The organism is Candidatus Devosia phytovorans (assembly GCA_029202405.1).
In the GTDB taxonomy this organism is placed as follows: domain Bacteria; phylum Pseudomonadota; class Alphaproteobacteria; order Rhizobiales; family Devosiaceae; genus Devosia; species Devosia phytovorans.
The window spans coordinates 1,026,593-1,041,302 of sequence record CP119312.1 but is presented as its reverse complement, the minus strand read 5'-3'; the positions used below and the strand labels follow the sequence as shown (position 1 = coordinate 1,041,302).

Here is a 14,710-nt window from a genome sequence, read left to right as displayed (position 1 = left end):
GAGATTTGCCGTGAACACCAATCCTTTCGATCTCACCGGCAAGCGCGCGCTGGTCACCGGCTCCAGCCGTGGACTGGGCCTTGCCATGGCCACCGCCCTCGCCCGCGCCGGCGCTGCCGTCGTGCTCAATGCCCGCGACAGCGTGGCTCTCGGCGCCGCTGCCCATGACCTCGCCCAGAGCGGCGCCACGGTCAACGCGGTGACCTTCGACGTCACCAGCCGCGACAGCATCGGCGACGCCGTCAGCTTCATCGAGGATGAAATCGGCCCGATCGATATCCTCATCAACAATGCCGGCATGCAGTTCCGCTCGAGCCTTGAAGCTTTTCCGCCCGAAAAATTCGATCAGGTCATCGCCACCAACCTGACCTCGGTCTTCAACGTCAGCCAGCCCGTCGCCCGCCACATGATCTCCCGTGGCTCCGGCAAGATCATCAACATCTGCTCGCTGCTCTCCGAACTCTCCCGCCCTTCGGTCGCTCCCTATGCCGCCACCAAGGCCGCCGTGGCCAATATCACCCGCGGCATGGCCGTCGACTGGGCGCGCCACGGCCTCAACGTCAACGGCATAGCGCCGGGCTACTTTGCCACCGAGCTCAACGACGCCTTGCTCAAGGACGACAAATTCAATAGCTGGATCGAAGCCCGCACCCCCATGGGACGCTGGGGCCAGCCCGAGGAACTGGGCGGCGCGGCCGTCTTCCTCGCTTCCGAAGCCTCAAGATTTGTGAATGGACACATCCTCTATGTCGACGGCGCCTTCACCGCGACGGTCTGAACCGGCCCGCATCATCATCGTCATGGGCGTCAGCTCCTCGGGCAAGTCGACCGTGGGCCAGTCCATTGCCCGGCGCCTGCATGTGCCCTTCCTCGACGGCGACGGCTATCACCCCGAGGCCAATGTCGAAAAGATGCGCGCCGGCACGCCCCTCACCGACGAAGATCGCTGGCCCTGGCTCGAACGCCTCGCGCAGGCCCTGCATGAAGCCGCCGACCGCAAGGACGCCGCCGTTGGCGCCTGCTCGGCCCTCAAACGCGCCTATCGCGACTATCTGATCGAACAGGCCGGCGAGCCCATCCTCTTTGTCTACCTGCATGGCGACAAGGCCGTCATCGCCGAGCGCATGGCCAGGCGGAAGCACGAATACATGCCGCCCAGCCTGCTCGACAGCCAGTTCGCTACCCTCGAAGCCCCAGACCCCGAGACCGAAAACGTCCAGGTCCTGCCCGTCACCGACAGCATCGAAAAGCTCACCATGTCCGTGGTGAAAACCCTCGACCACCTGAAGACCTTCAAGCGCTGGCAGTAGCTCCGCTGCGCGTCAGCCAGGCTTTTCCGCGCGGCGACAGATCATAACCCACGGCAAGGCTTTCGGTCAGCCCGAGCGCCTTGAGCCGCCGCACATTGTTCTTGAACTTGACCTTGTCGACCTCGAGCAGCGCGGCCAATTCCTGAGCCGCACCGCCCGGCTGTTCGCCGATCAGCGTCAGCGTCCGGCTGACCCATGGACTGCCGCCATCCATCCGCCCCAGCGTCGCGCCGATCTCGGCCACCTCGGCCTCGGACAGCGTGGTCTTCTCGCGCAGCGCCGTACGCGGGTCCTCGCCCACATAGCGCAGGCGAATGCGGTAGAGCGTACCTTCGCGGCCAGCCATCATGGCATTGAGTTCGTCGCGCCCGCCAAAGCCGGCCCGAGCCAGGTCTTCTTCGGCCACGCCATTGAGGGCAACCACATCCACCGCCTCAATGGCCAGCACACCATCCGCCGTCGTCAGCGTCCCGCCCGCCTTGACCGTCGGCCGCACCCAGCGCCGAAACGCCGTGTCCACGCGCCCCGCAACGATCGCCTCGAAATCCTCTGCCGAGATCAACATGGTCATCTTCCTTCATGGGCTGCGCAAAATCTTGCCCTGCCCATACGCCACCGGCGGCGTCCCGACCAGTCACTTGACCTCCGAAAGAAAAGGGCGGCCCGAGAGCCGCCCTTTCAAAAAATTCTACTGAGCAGCGTATCCGCCATCCACCAGGTGATAGGACCCGGTGATAAAACTGGCAGCATCTGACAACAGGAACAGCGTCAGCGCCGCCACTTCGTCCGGCTGCCCCAGGCGGCCAACCGGATGCAGGGCCTTCAACCCGTCGAACACCTCTTTTTGTGTCGCCGAACCAAGTAGCGGCGTCTCGATAAATCCAGGTCCGACCGCAGTTACGCGAATGCCTTCCTTGGCATAGTCGATGGCGGCAGCCTTGGTCAGGCCCACCACACCATGCTTGGCCGCGACATAGGCTGGCGCATTGGCGAAGCCATTGGTGCCCAGGATAGAAGCCATGTTGACGATGGCGCCGCCGCCAGATTTCTGCATCGCGGCCAGCTCGTACTTCATCGAATAAAAGACCGAGTTCAGGTTGACGTCGATGACCTTTTGCCAGTCTTCGAACGTATAGTCGCCCGCCTTGGCCGCCTTGCCACCGATGCCGGCATTGTTGACTGCAACGTCGAGCTTGCCGAAGGTGTCGACCGTAAACTGCACGGCCTTTTCGACCTGGTCGATCTTGGACACGTCAACTGCCACCGCCGCGGCTTCGCCGCCGGCCGCCTTGATTTCGGCTACAGTCTTTTCCGCCGCGTCGAGCTTGAGGTCAGCCACGACCACCTTGGCGCCGCGCGCCGCCAGCTGCTTGGACACGGCCTCACCGATACCGGATGCACCACCCGTAACAAAGGCAACCTTGCCGTCAAAATCCTTGGACATTTTATGCTCCTATCAATCCCTTGCATCTGGGATCAGAAGCACGGCCGATCAATGACCTGGATCAATTCGCCGGCTGAACGCACTGTTCAATCCGGCGGCCCATCGGCCCGCGACAGGCTGGCGTTGAAATAGCGGTCGTCCTCGGTCACTTCCCTGCCGATCCATTCCGGCAGTTCCACCGCTTGGTCCTCGGCCTCGAGCTCCACTTCCGCCATCACCAGCCCGGCGTGGCGTCCCTCGAAAACGTCCACTTCCCAGGTCAGCCCGCCGAACGGCACGATATGCCGGCGTTTCTCCACCACATGCGGCGCCGCCATCACCAGCATTTCGCGCGCATCATCCACCGGAACGGCATATTCATATTCCGCCCGCGACATGCCGCTGGTCGCCCCCTTGATGGTGACATAGGCCTCGGCATCGTCCTTGGTCCGCACCCGCACCGTCGCCTTGGCATTGGACGACAGATAGCCCTGCCGCAACAGCTCGCTGCTCGCCACACCCCGCTTCCAGCCGTCCGAACTCACCAGAAATTTGCGCTCGATTTCCTGCGCCATCGTCAATCCTTCTTTGGAAGCAGCAGCCAGTATTGCGCAAACCGCTCGCGCAGCGTTCCGGGCTTTTCTGCCGTCAATTGTCGTCCCAGCGCAAAGGCATCTTTCGCCAATCCTGCCTGCCGCTCGGCGATCGCCTTGCGCACGAGGATCAGATCGCTCTTGCTGGCCGCCTCCTCATGCTGCCGCAACAGGTCACCCAGCACGGCGAGATTGTGGTGGTCACCCAGATATTCACCCAGCTTGTCGAGCACCTGCCGGCGCGGCGTCAACAGGTCCGGCGCTGTGTTCTGAAACAGGCTCACATGGTGCCAGTGATATTTGACCTGCTTGCGCCACTCATGCATCGTTTCCGCCGTCCCCTCGTCCTGCGCCGCGGCCATGTCGCGTCGCATCTGCCGATAGGTCTGCTCCAGCCCATCCCCGATCCGCGCAAAACCGTGCCCGGAAATGTCCCAATCCCTGGCGCGCTTCCGCGCCTTCCTGAACACTTTGGCAAAGGCCTGAAGGATGTCGGCCTGCTCATCGGCATCGGGCGGCGTCCCCACCTGGTCTTTCAACCAGTCCAGCATCCGCCCGTCATGCTCGATGATGCCGCCATGGCCGCGATCGTGTTCGACCAGCGCGGCAAATGTCTCCACCATGACAGTGGCATCCCGCGTCCCGGCCAGCCCCTTGGCCGCATCGCGAAACGCCTTGTCCTCAGCTTTGCTTTTCTTGAAATGTGGCGCAATCAGCTGCACCAGTCCGCGCAGCCGCTTGCAACGCCGCCGCAGCCCATGCACCGTCCTGTCAAAATCGGCATCCTGGGCGTCGCATTCCTCCAGCGCCCGCTCGATCTGCTTGCGCGCAATCTTGCGCACCTGCTCTCCAATCCCGCCTTGCTGCCTGAACGCAAACGCCATGCCCTGCTCCTAAAACCCGAATGTCATCTGCCCGGCCGGCGTACCGATGCGCACGCCCTCCAGCGCCAGCATGCGCATCTTCGATTCCGCCCCGCCCGGTGCCGAAAACCCGCCCGGCTTGCCGTCACTCGCCAGAACGCGATGGCATGGAATGATCAGCGGGACCGGATTGGCCCCCATCGCTGCCCCCACCGCGCGCGACAGGCCAACATCGCCCAATTGCCGCGCCATGGCACCATAGGTGGTCGTTTCGCCCCAGCCGATCTGCACCAGCAGGTCATAGGCTCGCCGGTGGAACTCCGAGACACCGGTCAAATCCAGCGCCACATCGGCAAAATCCGCCTCAGCGCCCTCGGCATAATCCTCGATCCGGTTGATCATCGCTTCGACCGCACGCGTTGGCCAACCGCCCTGCGCCCCATCGCGATTGATCCGCTCCAGCAGCGCATCCCGCTCCATGCCTGGCAATTGCAGTCGCGCGATCCCCGCATCGGTCCAGCCAATGCCGAATTCGCCCAGCGCCGTATTGAAAATTGCCGTTTCCATGCGGCGACCATAGGCGTCTCAGCTGTCACAGACCAGAGCACCCTCTGACAGTGGCCAGGTAGCGACCCATCCACCCACAAACAAAAAGGCCGCCCCGAAGGACGGCCCTATTTTCTAATCGCGACTGGCGCTAGTGCTTCAGGGAATCCCGAGCCTTGTCCTTCACGTCGCCGACCTTCTGCTGCAGCTTGCCTTCGGCCTTGTCGAGCTTGCCTTCGGCCTGCAGTCGTTCATTGCCAGTCAGCCCGCCTGCAGCGTCTTTCACAGCGCCCTTGACCTGCTTGCCAGCACCTTCAACCTGATCCTTATGCATTTCAAACTCCTCTGTTTGTTCTGCCAGATCAACGATCGCCGACTCGACCCGTTCCATGAATTCGCGTTCACGTGTCCGTTCATCTCTGCTAGATGGCACCCATGTCCGGACCCATGCCCACGCTCAAAGACTATTTCCCGCCGCTTGAGCCCTATCTCAACGTTCTTCACGTCGATGACGACATCCTCGTCGTCGACAAGCAGAGTGGCCTGTTGAGCGTTCCCGGCAAGGATCCGTCCCTCTGGGACTGCGTCGAACATCGCGCCCGCCAGACCTGGCCCACCGCCGGCATGTGCCACCGCCTCGACAAGGACACCTCCGGCGTCCTCGTCCTCGCGCTCAACAAGCGCGCCCATGGCCGCATCGGCAGCCAGTTCGAACACCGCAAGACCACCAAGGCCTATATCGCCCGCGTCGCCGGCATCATCGAAGCCGACACAGGTCTCGTCGACCTGCCCCTCGCCACCGATTGGGAGAACAAGCCCCGCCAGCGCGTCGACCATGAAAACGGCCGCCCCTCCCAGACCGAATGGACCGTGCTCGAACGCGAAGCCAATGCCACCCGCGTCCGCCTCCACCCCCTCACCGGCCGCACCCATCAGTTGCGGGTTCACATGAAGGCCATCGGCCATGTGATTCTGGGCGATGCCTTTTATGCCGACCCCGAAACCTTCGCCGCCGCCGATCGTCTCCAGCTCCACGCCGCCGAATTGGGCCTCACCCACCCAACGACCAATGAATTCATGACCTTCATCGCCCCGACGCCTTTTTAGTGACACAACCTCTGGGCTACTTTTCGACCGGGGATATTTTCATGAAGCATTTTGCAGGCCGTCTATTTCTTGCCGCCACACTGCTGGTTCAGCCTGCCCTGGCCCAGACCACCGACGAGCTGACCAGCGCCATCGCGGCCGTTCCGCTGACCTCCGAACGCTCTGCCGTCCTGCTCTATGTCTCTGCCGCTCCACCCGGCTTCATCGGCCATGCCGAGGTCATGCAGTCCATGGTCGAACAGAACCTGATCAACGCCCTGGCGCTCAAGCAGGACGATCCAATCTCCGGTATCGATTTCTCGCAGGTGACGGGCATCCTCAGCTTCGGCCATCTGGCGGACCGCGTAACCGTCCTCTTTGGCGCGCCCGGCTTCGCCGGCAGCGCCCCAAACACCCTGCAAAGGCGGGAGTTCGAAAAGCGCGACATCGCTGGCTGGACCGTGTTCGGTCTCCGCGAGGATGGCCATGTACGCCTCGCAGTCGACGACCCCGACCCCTTCAGCGCCCCGCTCGGGCGCGCCCAGCGCCTGGCAATTTCCGATACCACGGTGGTCCACACATCGAGTTGGCCCAGGATGGAAGCCGTGCTCTCGGCCATGGCCACCCCACCCGACGAACCCAGTCTGTGGTCTGCAACGCTGGAAGGCACCCTCAGGGTTCTGCAGGGCAAGGCGCCGGCCTCCATCATGGGTGCCCAGAATGTCTCCCTCGCCCAACCTGCCTCGACGCCCAAGTCGCCCGTGAGCATGCTCACGCTGGCCCCCGGCGCGACGGGCACCACCACGATCGTCGCCTCCCCCTATGACGACGCCGCGGCAGCCGAGCAGAACGCAACAGCACTCACGCAGCATCACGGCAGCTCGCTCATGCCCGGCGCTACGGCCTCCATCGCTGTCGAAGAGGTCGCCCCCCATAGTATCGGCATGGTCACGATCGTCGAACCCGCCGCCCAATAGTGATCTACGGATACCGCATGCGTTATTTCCTTGCCGCCGCCCTTGCCTTCAGCCTCGCCTCCCCCGCCTTCGCCGTCGACGACCTGCGCCGCTACGCTTCCCTTTTCAATCAATCCACCGACCCGATCGCTTTCGAATACAACGCCCCTCTGGGCGGCTTCGGCCCCGAGTCCGGCATGCCGCTCCCCATGATGGAGATCGAGCTGGCCGACGCCCTGCTGAACACGAAAGGCGTCGATCCTGTCACCGGCGTTGATTTCAGCAAGGTCACCAGTTCCATCACCCTGGGCCTGGCGCCTGAAACCATCACCATCCTGCACGGCGAACCCGGCTATTCCGACGACCATGTCGCCGCCATTTCCGCCCGCGCCTTCGACCGTCACATGCTGGGCGACATCCCCGTCTATGCCCGCGGCGCCGACAATTCGGCCGACTTCGACCTGTTCAGCGAAAAGGACGCCTTCGGCTACGGCATGGGCATGGCCCAGCGCCTCGCCAATCCCGGTGACGACCTGATCATCACCCGCAACTGGCCCACCATGGAAAAAGTGCTGGCCCATCGCGATGCCAAGCCGAAATCACCCAATCCCTGGCGCACCGCTTTCGACATCCTCGCCGAACGCAAGGGCGACAATCACCTCGACGGCGCCGTCGGCTGGCAGGATCCCATGGCCCGCGAGGTCATGGTCATGAGTGGGCTCGTCTCCTACCGCGCCGCCATCTTCAGCCTCGAACTGCAGCAGGACCAGCCGATCATGCGCACTATAATGGTCTTCGAGGCGCCGCTTGCCGAGGCGGAAGCTACCATCGAAACCGTTCTCGAAACGGCCCGCACGACCTCGGAGGGTCTGGGCACACTGGAAACCGACACCATCGAGCGCGACGGCTATTCCGTCTCCGTCGTCACCATCACGGCCGATACCGGCGTCGAGGAATCTCGCCAGGTCCTGCAGATGTTCTCGGTCTTGGCCATGCAGGGCGACGACCTCTAAACTCCTGCCATATTTCATCAATCGGATTTCCCCCATGCGCTTTTCAGCCCTGTCGAGCCTCACTCTTCTTGCCGGCATGACGCTCGTCTCGCCCGCTTATGCCTTCGACGACATCTTCAAGGCCATCGGCCTGATGCCGGGCGCCATCGAGCAACCCAAGGCCTTCGACTACCTCGCCCCGTCCCTCGGCTTCTCCAATGCCGATCCCAACACCTTCGGCGTGATCGACGATCTGGATCTGGCTGCCGCCCTGATCGACAGCAAGCTGGACCCCGCGACAGGCATCGATTTCGGCAGGGCCACCGGCGTCATCACCTTGGGTGCCGCACCGGAAAACACCACCGTCATCTTTGGCGAACCCGGCTTTGCAGATGGCGCTCATGACGCGCTCCTCGCCCGCGATTTCACCGACAGTGAAGATGGCGAAATCACCATTTATGCTCGTGGCGAGGACAATGCGATCGATCTCGCCGCCAGTGAACCCGATCCGCTCGGCTCCGGCATGGGCAAGGCCCAGCGTCTTGCCGTTGCCCCCGACTATGTCATGCGTACCGGCAGTTGGCCGCTGATCAATCAGAGCCTTCTCGTCATGCATGACGAGCCCGCCTTTACCAAGGTATGGGCTGACACGCTCCGCGGTATGCAGCAGGTCTCCGAAGACGGGGCCACGCTCGAACTGGCCTCCGGCTGGACACTCTTTGCCTTCACCGACTCCCTGCCGACATTCGAGCCTGAAGCCAGCGGCAAGACCAAGAATCACGACGCCGGCGTCGATCCCCTGCTCGCCTTTCCTCTCGCCATCATCGGCCTGACGCGGGGCCAGGAAACCGCAGCACTGCACATCGCCATGCCCTACGGCAGCCCCGAGCTTGCCGAACAGGCCGGCGAAATCATCGTCGAACGCCTCGCAGATTTCCGCATGGACGTGCCTGAACCCAAGGTCACCATCATTCCGGCCGGTGGCGACGCCGGTGCACTCCCGACCCTGATCGTGACCATGGAAAACTATGAGTCTGACATCGTCGACCTGCAGGATCTCTACTTGGGCTTCATCGCCGCCATCTATCAGCGCGATTTCAAGCCATTGATGGCCGGGCTCTAGCCCTCGCCGAGATAGCTGACTTCAATCCGCTGGAACAGATGGCCCGGCTTCATCGTGTCGAGCCACTTGCGGAAGTCGGCCACATCCCGGAAGCCGGCGCGTTTCGCGTCGGCTTCGCTGACATCATCCGGGTCCATGTCGGTGATCGTCCCGATCGACAACAGCCCCACCTTGGTCTTGAGCGTCCCTCCGGCCTTCACCGATGGCCGGCTCCAGCGGCGAAACACCAGGTCCACGTCGCCCGCCTTGATTTGTTCGAGCAGGTCCATCTTGAGCAGCATGATCAGTCCAATACGGCCGTTGCAGTCATTTCGATGAGCAGTCCCTCGGCCAGCAGTTCCTTGACCACCACCGTGGCCCGTACCGGAAAGGGTTGTTCGGTGAAAAATTCGCGATAGACCGCATTCATCCCGGCCGCATCGGCGCGATCGACGAGAAAGATCTGCACCATCACCAGGTTACGCAGGCTGCCGCCCGCCGCCTTGCAGGCGATCTCGAGGTTTTCGATACAACGCCGCGCCTGCGCCTCGATCCCGCCGCCGACAATCTCCCCGCTTACCGGATCCTCGGCAATGGCCACCAGCCACAGATGCTTGTCCGCCTTCACCGCATCATTGATGGGCGCCGACGAAGGCGCAATTCCGGTTTCAACCCGCTCGATCATTTCGCCTCCGGTGCAGAATCGCTGCGCAATAATTGTTTTGTCGTCCGCCTTGTGACAAACACGGGTCACCAAGCCAAGCGGGCGTGGTGGAATGGTAGACGCGACGGACATAGAGTGCGCAAGTCAAAAGAAATCCAATAATTACAATGACTTATGATGAATTTGAAGTTTTCCGATTGCTGCCATCTTGAAAAGGCTCTGTGAGAAAGCGTTGCTTTCACCGGGACGGCTTGTTATTTCTCCCCATCGCAAAAAATAACCCGCTGTTATTGCAGGGTAAAACTCCTCAATCATTGCTGCAACTACGTAAATCTCTCGGTATCGAGAGTAATGTGCTATGGCACACCTTAAGAGGGCTTGGCGAAACTGGTAGACGCAAGGCACTTAAAATGCCTCGGCCTTGGCCGTGCGGGTTCGACCCCCGCAGCCCTCACCAACGATCCATAACTTGACGTAAATGTCACAAGCCGGGACATCGGGCTAGGAGCATGCAATTGACTACGACCGATCGCCAAGCGCTCAAGCGAGCCAGAGCAATGCTCAAGCACTTCTCGGCGATAGACCCCAAAATGCAGGTCTCGACTGTTCTGACCCTAATCGAAATTTCAGAGGCGGAAATCGGAGAGAGAGAGATCTCCGTGAAGGACGTGGAGCAATCTGTAGGACTTCAGTCGGGCACCGCCTCCCGCAATGTTGCCTACTGGGCAGAGGGTCATAAAGAGATGAACGGTGGGCACAACTACGTGCACATCGCGTTTGGAACAGATCGTCGTAGACGTGCCTTGACGATGACGGACACTGGACGCGCATTCCTTTCGGCGAGCATGTCGGAACTGAAGTAGGTTCTGTCTGCTGGATGCGCACTCCTACAGTGCCAGGATTGTGCCAAGGCGCTGTCACAGTGAATCCTTACAAACCCGAAGAAAATCGCTGTTATAGCAGACTTAAAATCCCTCGGCGCTAGCCGTGCGGGTTCGATCCCCGCCGCCCGCACTATCAGCCCCAGTCGCTCCCAGGCCCGGAGCCTCAGACGTCGTTAACAGACGTAAACCCAATAATTCAATCATGATGGTTTCGGTAACAAGTAACGTCGTACTATGCGGCGGTTTTTCTACTTTGATCGTTTTTAATGATTTTGGGGCACAATGCGTTACTTGCAGCTGGATGGCCTGCGCGGACTGATGTTGATCAGCATGATGTTGAGCCATCTGGGCTCTCAGCTTCCGTTGGGCATCACGCATGGTCTGGTCTTCAAATCTGCCCTGCTCAATGACGCTGCCAGCGCTTTTGTCTTCCTGTCGGGACTGACAGTTGGTCTGGTCTATACCCGCGGCTGGATCGATCCGGCCCACACCCATCGCAAGTCCGCGCTGTTCTCCCGCGCTCTGCTGGTGTTCCGCCACCACGCCATGCTGGTTATCCTCGTCACCATCATTGCGACGCTGGCGCTGCATGGCGACAAGCCGCTCTGGATCTTCGAGCGCTATGGCAATGCGCCACTCCTGTTCGGCGTCCTGTCCATGCTGATGCTGGCCGGCGGCTGGTGCCTCGACATCCTGCCCATGTATGTCCTCTTTCTTCTCCTCACCCCAGCGGCCCTCTCCGCCATCACCAGTGGCCAGCGCTGGCTCGTTATCGCGCTGGTTGCCCTGGCCTGGCTGGCCGGACAGGCCGGTCTACTCGAATGGACTTGGGACAGCCTCGAAATCGCCTTCCAGCTCGATGCCCGCCAGATCGACCTTGGCCTCCACCTCAATCGTCTGTCCTGGTCGGCGCTCTATTTCTCCGGCCTGCTGTTCGGCGCGGCCTATGTGCGCGGTGAGTTCGACCTCTCCGTGCTGCGCCACCCGCGCTTCGCCCCGCTCCTCCTGCTCTCCATCCTGCTGATCGCTGGCCTGATGCTGGTTCTGACGCTTTATCTGCGCGGCGTGCTGACCGACCACGTCGCAATCTTTGGCTGGCTGATCAGCAAGCACGGCCTCGGCTTCCTGGCCCTGCTCAATTTCCTCGCCGCCGCCTTCGTCACCACCTGGCTGCTCGTCGTCGGCCCCACCTCGCCCTATCGCACCATGCAGGTGCTGGGCGTCGCGCTCGATCGCCTGCTGCGCTGGGGCCCGCTGGTGCTCATCGGCCAGCATTCGCTGTCCGTCTTCACCTTCCACATCGCGACGGTCTATATCTTTTATTTGCTGGTCGACCCGCAGGTGCTCGAGCCCTGGAGCGCCAATGCCATCCTGCTCCTGGGCGTCCTGTCGCTGGGCATTCCCGCCCTCGTCGCCCGCCATCTCAGGCAGCGCAAGCGTTCGCTGGCCAGCCCGCAGCCGTTGAGCCAGCCCTCCTGACCGATCAGCTGCCGGCGCTCTCGCCGAGATAGTTGGAGACCAGCCCACGGATATACCAGGCCTGGTCGGGCGGTACGGCGTCCGGCCGGTAGCCGACATCACCCACCGTCCCGCCGGTGAAATAGTTGTAAAACATCAGCGCCGACAGATAGCTGCCATAGGCCGATGGGTGGTTGCAGTCATCGTAGAGATGGAAAACGCCCGTCTCGCCCTGCAGCCCTTCCCAGAACTGCCCGACATTGACCAGCGCCACGCCCGTCTCTTCGGCCAGCCGCGCATGCTGAATCTGGATATTGCGGTGCATATTGGCATAGCCGGCCGGGTCGAGGCTCTTGGCCGCCTGCGGCATGCCCTGCCCCGGCGGGCAAAGTGCCGTATAGCGCCAGGTCACGAACATCGCCGGCTCCGCCCCCGCCGCCCGCGCCGCGTCGATGAACTTGGTCGCCGTCTGCCACAGTTGGCCAGAATGTTCGGCGCTATATTGCCCGGTGCTTTGCGCCTGGATGATCACGTCGTCCCAGCGTTCGGCCAGCAGCGCCTGCACCTGTGGATCGGCCCAATGCGTTTCGAGGCTCACCCCCGACTTGGCATACATTTCCACATGCAGCTTGTCCGGTCCGCCGGCGCCCTCGACCATGCGCAGCACCGTCTGCGGCATGTTGTTGTAGAAGGTCCGGCTGTTGCCGATGAACAGGATCCGCCGTTCGGGCCTCTGATCGAACACGTCCCGGATAGTCTGCACGCCCTGGTAGAGCATGGTGTTGAGCGGTGGCACGAACAGGATCAGCCCAAACAGGATGACGGCAAGTGCGATCGTGCGAATTGCCTGGAACAAGCTGCAACCCCGGTCTGGACTATCCAGACCCCGATATACCGGCCAACCGGTAAAGAGCCGGTTGCAGATTGATCGCAAAATCCAGCCGGCTGAACAACTTACCGGTAATGCCTGTCCGACAAAAGCAAAGGGTCGCGGCAGGTCACCCCGCCGCGCCCCTCCGCAGATGAGCTCTGGCTAACCCTTGACGCCGGCCGACAGCATGATCGCCTGCGTCACCCGCTTCTGGAAGATCAGATAGAGCACCGCCACCAGCAGCGCCGCCATGATGGCGCCGGCGAGTTCACGCGCATATTGCACACCAAAGGCATCGTTCACCTGGGTGATGCCCACCGCGACATTCATCATCTCGGGCTTGGAGACGGCGAGGAATGGCCACATGAAATTGTTCCAGGCGCCAATGAAGGTGACGATGGCCAGGGCCGTCGTGATACCCCAGTTCATCGGGAGGTAGATGCGGGAAAAGATCCGCCATTCGCTCGCCGAATCCATCTTGGCGGCTTCGCGATATTCCTTGGGCACGCTGTCGAAGAAGTTCTTGTAGACGATGATCACCACCGGATGCAGCAGCTGCGGCAGGATTACCCCGAACCACGAGTTGATCAGCGAGAACTGCGCCATCAAAACATAGTGGTTGATGATCAGCGCCGAGATCGGGACCATGAAACTGGCGAGGATCAGATACCAGATGACATTGCGGCCCGGGAAACGGAGCTGGGAAAGCGCATAGGCCGTCAGCGCAGAGGTCACCAGGGTAAGCACCGTCACCCCGATGGAGGTCACCAGCGAGTTGATATACCACCGCCCGATCATCGTATTGACCAGCACGTGCCAATAGGCGTCGATCGTCCAGGTCCGCGGCAAAAATTCCACCGTCTTGGAAATGACCTGCGATTCCGGCTTGAGCGAGGTGATGACGCCCCAGTAGATCGGGAAGGCCCAGAGCACGGCACAGACCACCGTGATCAGCGTCAGGATCAGCCCGCCGATATCGAGCCTCCTGATGGTGCGGGCCTTGCCCGCCATGCGCGCCTCGTCCAGCGCGGCGTTTCGGCTCTCAGCGACGCTCATTTTTCACCTCGGGCACGCAGCAGCTGGAATTGGAGGACCGAGAAGATCACGACGATGACGAACAGCGTCACCGCGATCGCCGCGGCAAAGCCGCCCTCGTTCTTCTGGAAGGCATTGCTGTAGATATATTGCACCAGGACCATCGACGGATCCGGCCGCCCGCCCTGCACGAACAGATAGACCTGGTCGAAGATTTTCAGCTGCAGGATCAGCTGAATGGTCAGCACCAGTGCCGTCACCGGCCAGATCAGCGGCCAGGTGATGCGCCGGAACGTCGTCCAGCGGCTGGCATTGTCGAGCGACGCGGCCTCATAGATATCGGTCGAGATCGAGCGCAGCCCGGCCAGGAACAGCAGGATATTGAAGCCGCAGGTCCACCAGATGGTGACGAAAGCCACCGCCGGCATGAACATCCACTGCGTGCGGAACACCGGCGTCGGCTTGCCGAACATCGCGCTCAGCGGAAACTGCATGATGCCGAACTGCAGGTTGAACATCCAGTTCCAAATCCGGTAGACCACCGAGACCGGCAGGATATAGGGCAAAAAGAACATCGCCAGGATCAGGCTCTGCTGCCACCCCTTGAGGCGCGACACCATCATGGCGATGGCCAGCCCGATCAGCGTATTGGGCACCACCGTCAGCGCCACGAAATAGGCCGTGTTGCGCACCGAGGTCCAGAAGCGGCGATCGTCGAGCATCTCGACATAATTCTCGATGCCGATCCATTTGCCCGGCCCGATCAGCGGCGCGTCGGTGAAGCTGAGCAGCACCATCTGGATCGTCGGCCACAGGAACAGCACGCCGTAGGTCAGCACAAAGGGAAGAATGAAAATATAGGCGATTGTGATCTCGCCGCGGTGGTTCCTGATCATGGTGCTCCAGCCTCAGTAAGGAATCCGGCGG

General features: G+C 61.7%; 19 protein-coding genes and 1 tRNA gene. 9 read left to right on the top strand and 11 right to left on the bottom strand.

Going from position 1 to position 14,710, the window contains the following annotated elements:
* Positions 1 to 10: 10 nt before the first annotated feature.
* Together P0Y65_05145 and P0Y65_05140 are read left to right on the top strand one after the other, a co-directional pair.
* Positions 11 to 778 carry an SDR family oxidoreductase gene (locus P0Y65_05145; protein ID WEK05642.1) on the top strand — a complete coding sequence of 256 codons (768 nt, stop codon included), beginning with the start codon at positions 11 to 13 and terminating at the stop codon, positions 776 to 778.
* A complete protein-coding gene (locus P0Y65_05140; GenBank protein ID WEK05641.1) occupies positions 747 to 1,310 on the top strand; it encodes a gluconokinase in 564 nt (187 codons plus the stop codon). The genes P0Y65_05145 and P0Y65_05140 overlap by 32 nt, the downstream gene beginning before the upstream one ends.
* On the opposite strand, the gene P0Y65_05135 is transcribed toward P0Y65_05140, so the two are convergent.
* The 6 genes from P0Y65_05135 to P0Y65_05110 form a co-directional block, all read right to left on the bottom strand.
* On the bottom strand, positions 1,294 to 1,881 hold the full coding sequence (locus tag P0Y65_05135; protein ID WEK05640.1) for a hypothetical protein: 588 nt from the start codon (positions 1,879 to 1,881) through the stop codon (positions 1,294 to 1,296). The two genes, P0Y65_05140 and P0Y65_05135, sit on opposite strands and share 17 nt — an antisense overlap.
* 117 nt (positions 1,882 to 1,998) lie before the next feature.
* Positions 1,999 to 2,754, bottom strand: a complete 756-nt coding sequence (locus P0Y65_05130; protein WEK05639.1) for an SDR family oxidoreductase — start codon at positions 2,752 to 2,754, stop codon at positions 1,999 to 2,001.
* Between the two features lie 86 nt (positions 2,755 to 2,840).
* Entirely contained in the window at positions 2,841 to 3,308 is a 468-nt protein-coding gene (locus P0Y65_05125) for a CYTH domain-containing protein (GenBank protein WEK05638.1), read from the bottom strand.
* A gap of 2 nt (positions 3,309 to 3,310) precedes the next feature.
* Entirely contained in the window at positions 3,311 to 4,210 is a 900-nt protein-coding gene (locus P0Y65_05120) for a CHAD domain-containing protein (protein WEK05637.1), read from the bottom strand.
* 9 nt (positions 4,211 to 4,219) lie between these two features.
* On the bottom strand, positions 4,220 to 4,756 hold the full coding sequence (locus P0Y65_05115) for a methylated-DNA--[protein]-cysteine S-methyltransferase (protein ID WEK05636.1): 537 nt from the start codon (positions 4,754 to 4,756) through the stop codon (positions 4,220 to 4,222).
* 130 nt (positions 4,757 to 4,886) lie between these two features.
* Positions 4,887 to 5,069, bottom strand: coding sequence for a CsbD family protein (locus tag P0Y65_05110; protein WEK06735.1), 183 nt, complete (start codon positions 5,067 to 5,069; stop codon positions 4,887 to 4,889).
* Positions 5,070 to 5,170: 101 nt separating this feature from the next.
* On the opposite strand from P0Y65_05110, the gene P0Y65_05105 reads away from it, so the two are divergent.
* From P0Y65_05105 to P0Y65_05090, 4 genes are read left to right on the top strand one after another with little or no spacing between them, the layout of a single operon-like run.
* Positions 5,171 to 5,842 (top strand): RluA family pseudouridine synthase, encoded by a 672-nt coding sequence (locus P0Y65_05105; protein WEK05635.1) that lies wholly within the window; start codon positions 5,171 to 5,173, stop codon positions 5,840 to 5,842.
* A gap of 41 nt (positions 5,843 to 5,883) precedes the next feature.
* On the top strand, positions 5,884 to 6,798 hold the full coding sequence (locus P0Y65_05100; GenBank protein ID WEK05634.1) for a hypothetical protein: 915 nt from the start codon (positions 5,884 to 5,886) through the stop codon (positions 6,796 to 6,798).
* 17 nt (positions 6,799 to 6,815) lie between these two features.
* Positions 6,816 to 7,790: a hypothetical protein gene (locus tag P0Y65_05095; GenBank protein WEK05633.1), complete on the top strand. Its 975-nt coding sequence runs from the start codon at positions 6,816 to 6,818 to the stop codon at positions 7,788 to 7,790.
* Between the two features lie 34 nt (positions 7,791 to 7,824).
* Positions 7,825 to 8,892: a hypothetical protein gene (locus tag P0Y65_05090; GenBank protein ID WEK05632.1), complete on the top strand. Its 1,068-nt coding sequence runs from the start codon at positions 7,825 to 7,827 to the stop codon at positions 8,890 to 8,892.
* On the opposite strand, the gene P0Y65_05085 is transcribed toward P0Y65_05090, so the two are convergent.
* A complete protein-coding gene (locus tag P0Y65_05085; protein ID WEK05631.1) occupies positions 8,889 to 9,173 on the bottom strand; it encodes a hypothetical protein in 285 nt (94 codons plus the stop codon). The two genes, P0Y65_05090 and P0Y65_05085, sit on opposite strands and share 4 nt — an antisense overlap.
* A gap of 2 nt (positions 9,174 to 9,175) precedes the next feature.
* On the bottom strand, positions 9,176 to 9,667 hold the full coding sequence (locus P0Y65_05080; GenBank protein WEK05630.1) for a RidA family protein: 492 nt from the start codon (positions 9,665 to 9,667) through the stop codon (positions 9,176 to 9,178).
* A 240-nt stretch (positions 9,668 to 9,907) separates the two neighbouring features.
* Between P0Y65_05080 and P0Y65_05075 the strand changes: the two genes are divergently transcribed.
* From P0Y65_05075 to opgC, 3 genes are all read left to right on the top strand, one after another.
* A tRNA-Leu gene (locus tag P0Y65_05075) sits at positions 9,908 to 9,992 on the top strand.
* Between the two features lie 58 nt (positions 9,993 to 10,050).
* A complete protein-coding gene (locus tag P0Y65_05070; protein WEK05629.1) occupies positions 10,051 to 10,398 on the top strand; it encodes a hypothetical protein in 348 nt (115 codons plus the stop codon).
* A 303-nt stretch (positions 10,399 to 10,701) separates the two neighbouring features.
* The gene (gene opgC, locus P0Y65_05065) at positions 10,702 to 11,898 is read left to right on the top strand and encodes an OpgC domain-containing protein (GenBank protein WEK05628.1); all 1,197 of its coding nucleotides are present in this window, start codon (positions 10,702 to 10,704) and stop codon (positions 11,896 to 11,898) included.
* Between the two features lie 4 nt (positions 11,899 to 11,902).
* Here the strand turns inward: opgC and P0Y65_05060 are convergent, their stop codons facing one another.
* The 3 genes from P0Y65_05060 to P0Y65_05050 all read right to left on the bottom strand — a co-directional run bounded on the left by P0Y65_05060 (position 11,903) and on the right by P0Y65_05050 (position 14,679).
* A complete protein-coding gene (locus P0Y65_05060) occupies positions 11,903 to 12,733 on the bottom strand; it encodes a hypothetical protein (GenBank protein ID WEK05627.1) in 831 nt (276 codons plus the stop codon).
* A 177-nt stretch (positions 12,734 to 12,910) separates the two neighbouring features.
* Complete coding sequence (locus tag P0Y65_05055) at positions 12,911 to 13,738, bottom strand: carbohydrate ABC transporter permease (protein WEK06734.1); 828 nt, start codon at positions 13,736 to 13,738, stop codon at positions 12,911 to 12,913.
* 62 nt (positions 13,739 to 13,800) lie between these two features.
* Positions 13,801 to 14,679, bottom strand: coding sequence for a sugar ABC transporter permease (locus P0Y65_05050; protein ID WEK05626.1), 879 nt, complete (start codon positions 14,677 to 14,679; stop codon positions 13,801 to 13,803).
* Between the last annotated feature and the right edge of the window lie 31 nt (positions 14,680 to 14,710).

Coding starts and splice junctions, on each gene's coding strand:
- P0Y65_05140 (WEK05641.1), top strand. CDS start 747: ATGTCGACGGCGCCTTCACCGCGACGGTCTGAACCGGCCCGCATCATC.
- P0Y65_05135 (WEK05640.1), bottom strand. CDS start 1,881: ATGACCATGTTGATCTCGGCAGAGGATTTCGAGGCGATCGTTGCGGGG.
- P0Y65_05130 (WEK05639.1), bottom strand. CDS start 2,754: ATGTCCAAGGATTTTGACGGCAAGGTTGCCTTTGTTACGGGTGGTGCA.
- P0Y65_05125 (WEK05638.1), bottom strand. CDS start 3,308: ATGGCGCAGGAAATCGAGCGCAAATTTCTGGTGAGTTCGGACGGCTGG.
- P0Y65_05120 (WEK05637.1), bottom strand. CDS start 4,210: ATGGCGTTTGCGTTCAGGCAGCAAGGCGGGATTGGAGAGCAGGTGCGC.
- P0Y65_05115 (WEK05636.1), bottom strand. CDS start 4,756: ATGGAAACGGCAATTTTCAATACGGCGCTGGGCGAATTCGGCATTGGC.
- P0Y65_05110 (WEK06735.1), bottom strand. CDS start 5,069: ATGCATAAGGATCAGGTTGAAGGTGCTGGCAAGCAGGTCAAGGGCGCT.
- P0Y65_05105 (WEK05635.1), top strand. CDS start 5,171: ATGTCCGGACCCATGCCCACGCTCAAAGACTATTTCCCGCCGCTTGAG.
- P0Y65_05100 (WEK05634.1), top strand. CDS start 5,884: ATGAAGCATTTTGCAGGCCGTCTATTTCTTGCCGCCACACTGCTGGTT.
- P0Y65_05095 (WEK05633.1), top strand. CDS start 6,816: ATGCGTTATTTCCTTGCCGCCGCCCTTGCCTTCAGCCTCGCCTCCCCC.
- P0Y65_05090 (WEK05632.1), top strand. CDS start 7,825: ATGCGCTTTTCAGCCCTGTCGAGCCTCACTCTTCTTGCCGGCATGACG.
- P0Y65_05085 (WEK05631.1), bottom strand. CDS start 9,173: ATGCTGCTCAAGATGGACCTGCTCGAACAAATCAAGGCGGGCGACGTG.
- P0Y65_05080 (WEK05630.1), bottom strand. CDS start 9,667: ATGTCCGTCGCGTCTACCATTCCACCACGCCCGCTTGGCTTGGTGACC.
- opgC (WEK05628.1), top strand. CDS start 10,702: ATGCGTTACTTGCAGCTGGATGGCCTGCGCGGACTGATGTTGATCAGC.
- P0Y65_05050 (WEK05626.1), bottom strand. CDS start 14,679: ATGATCAGGAACCACCGCGGCGAGATCACAATCGCCTATATTTTCATT.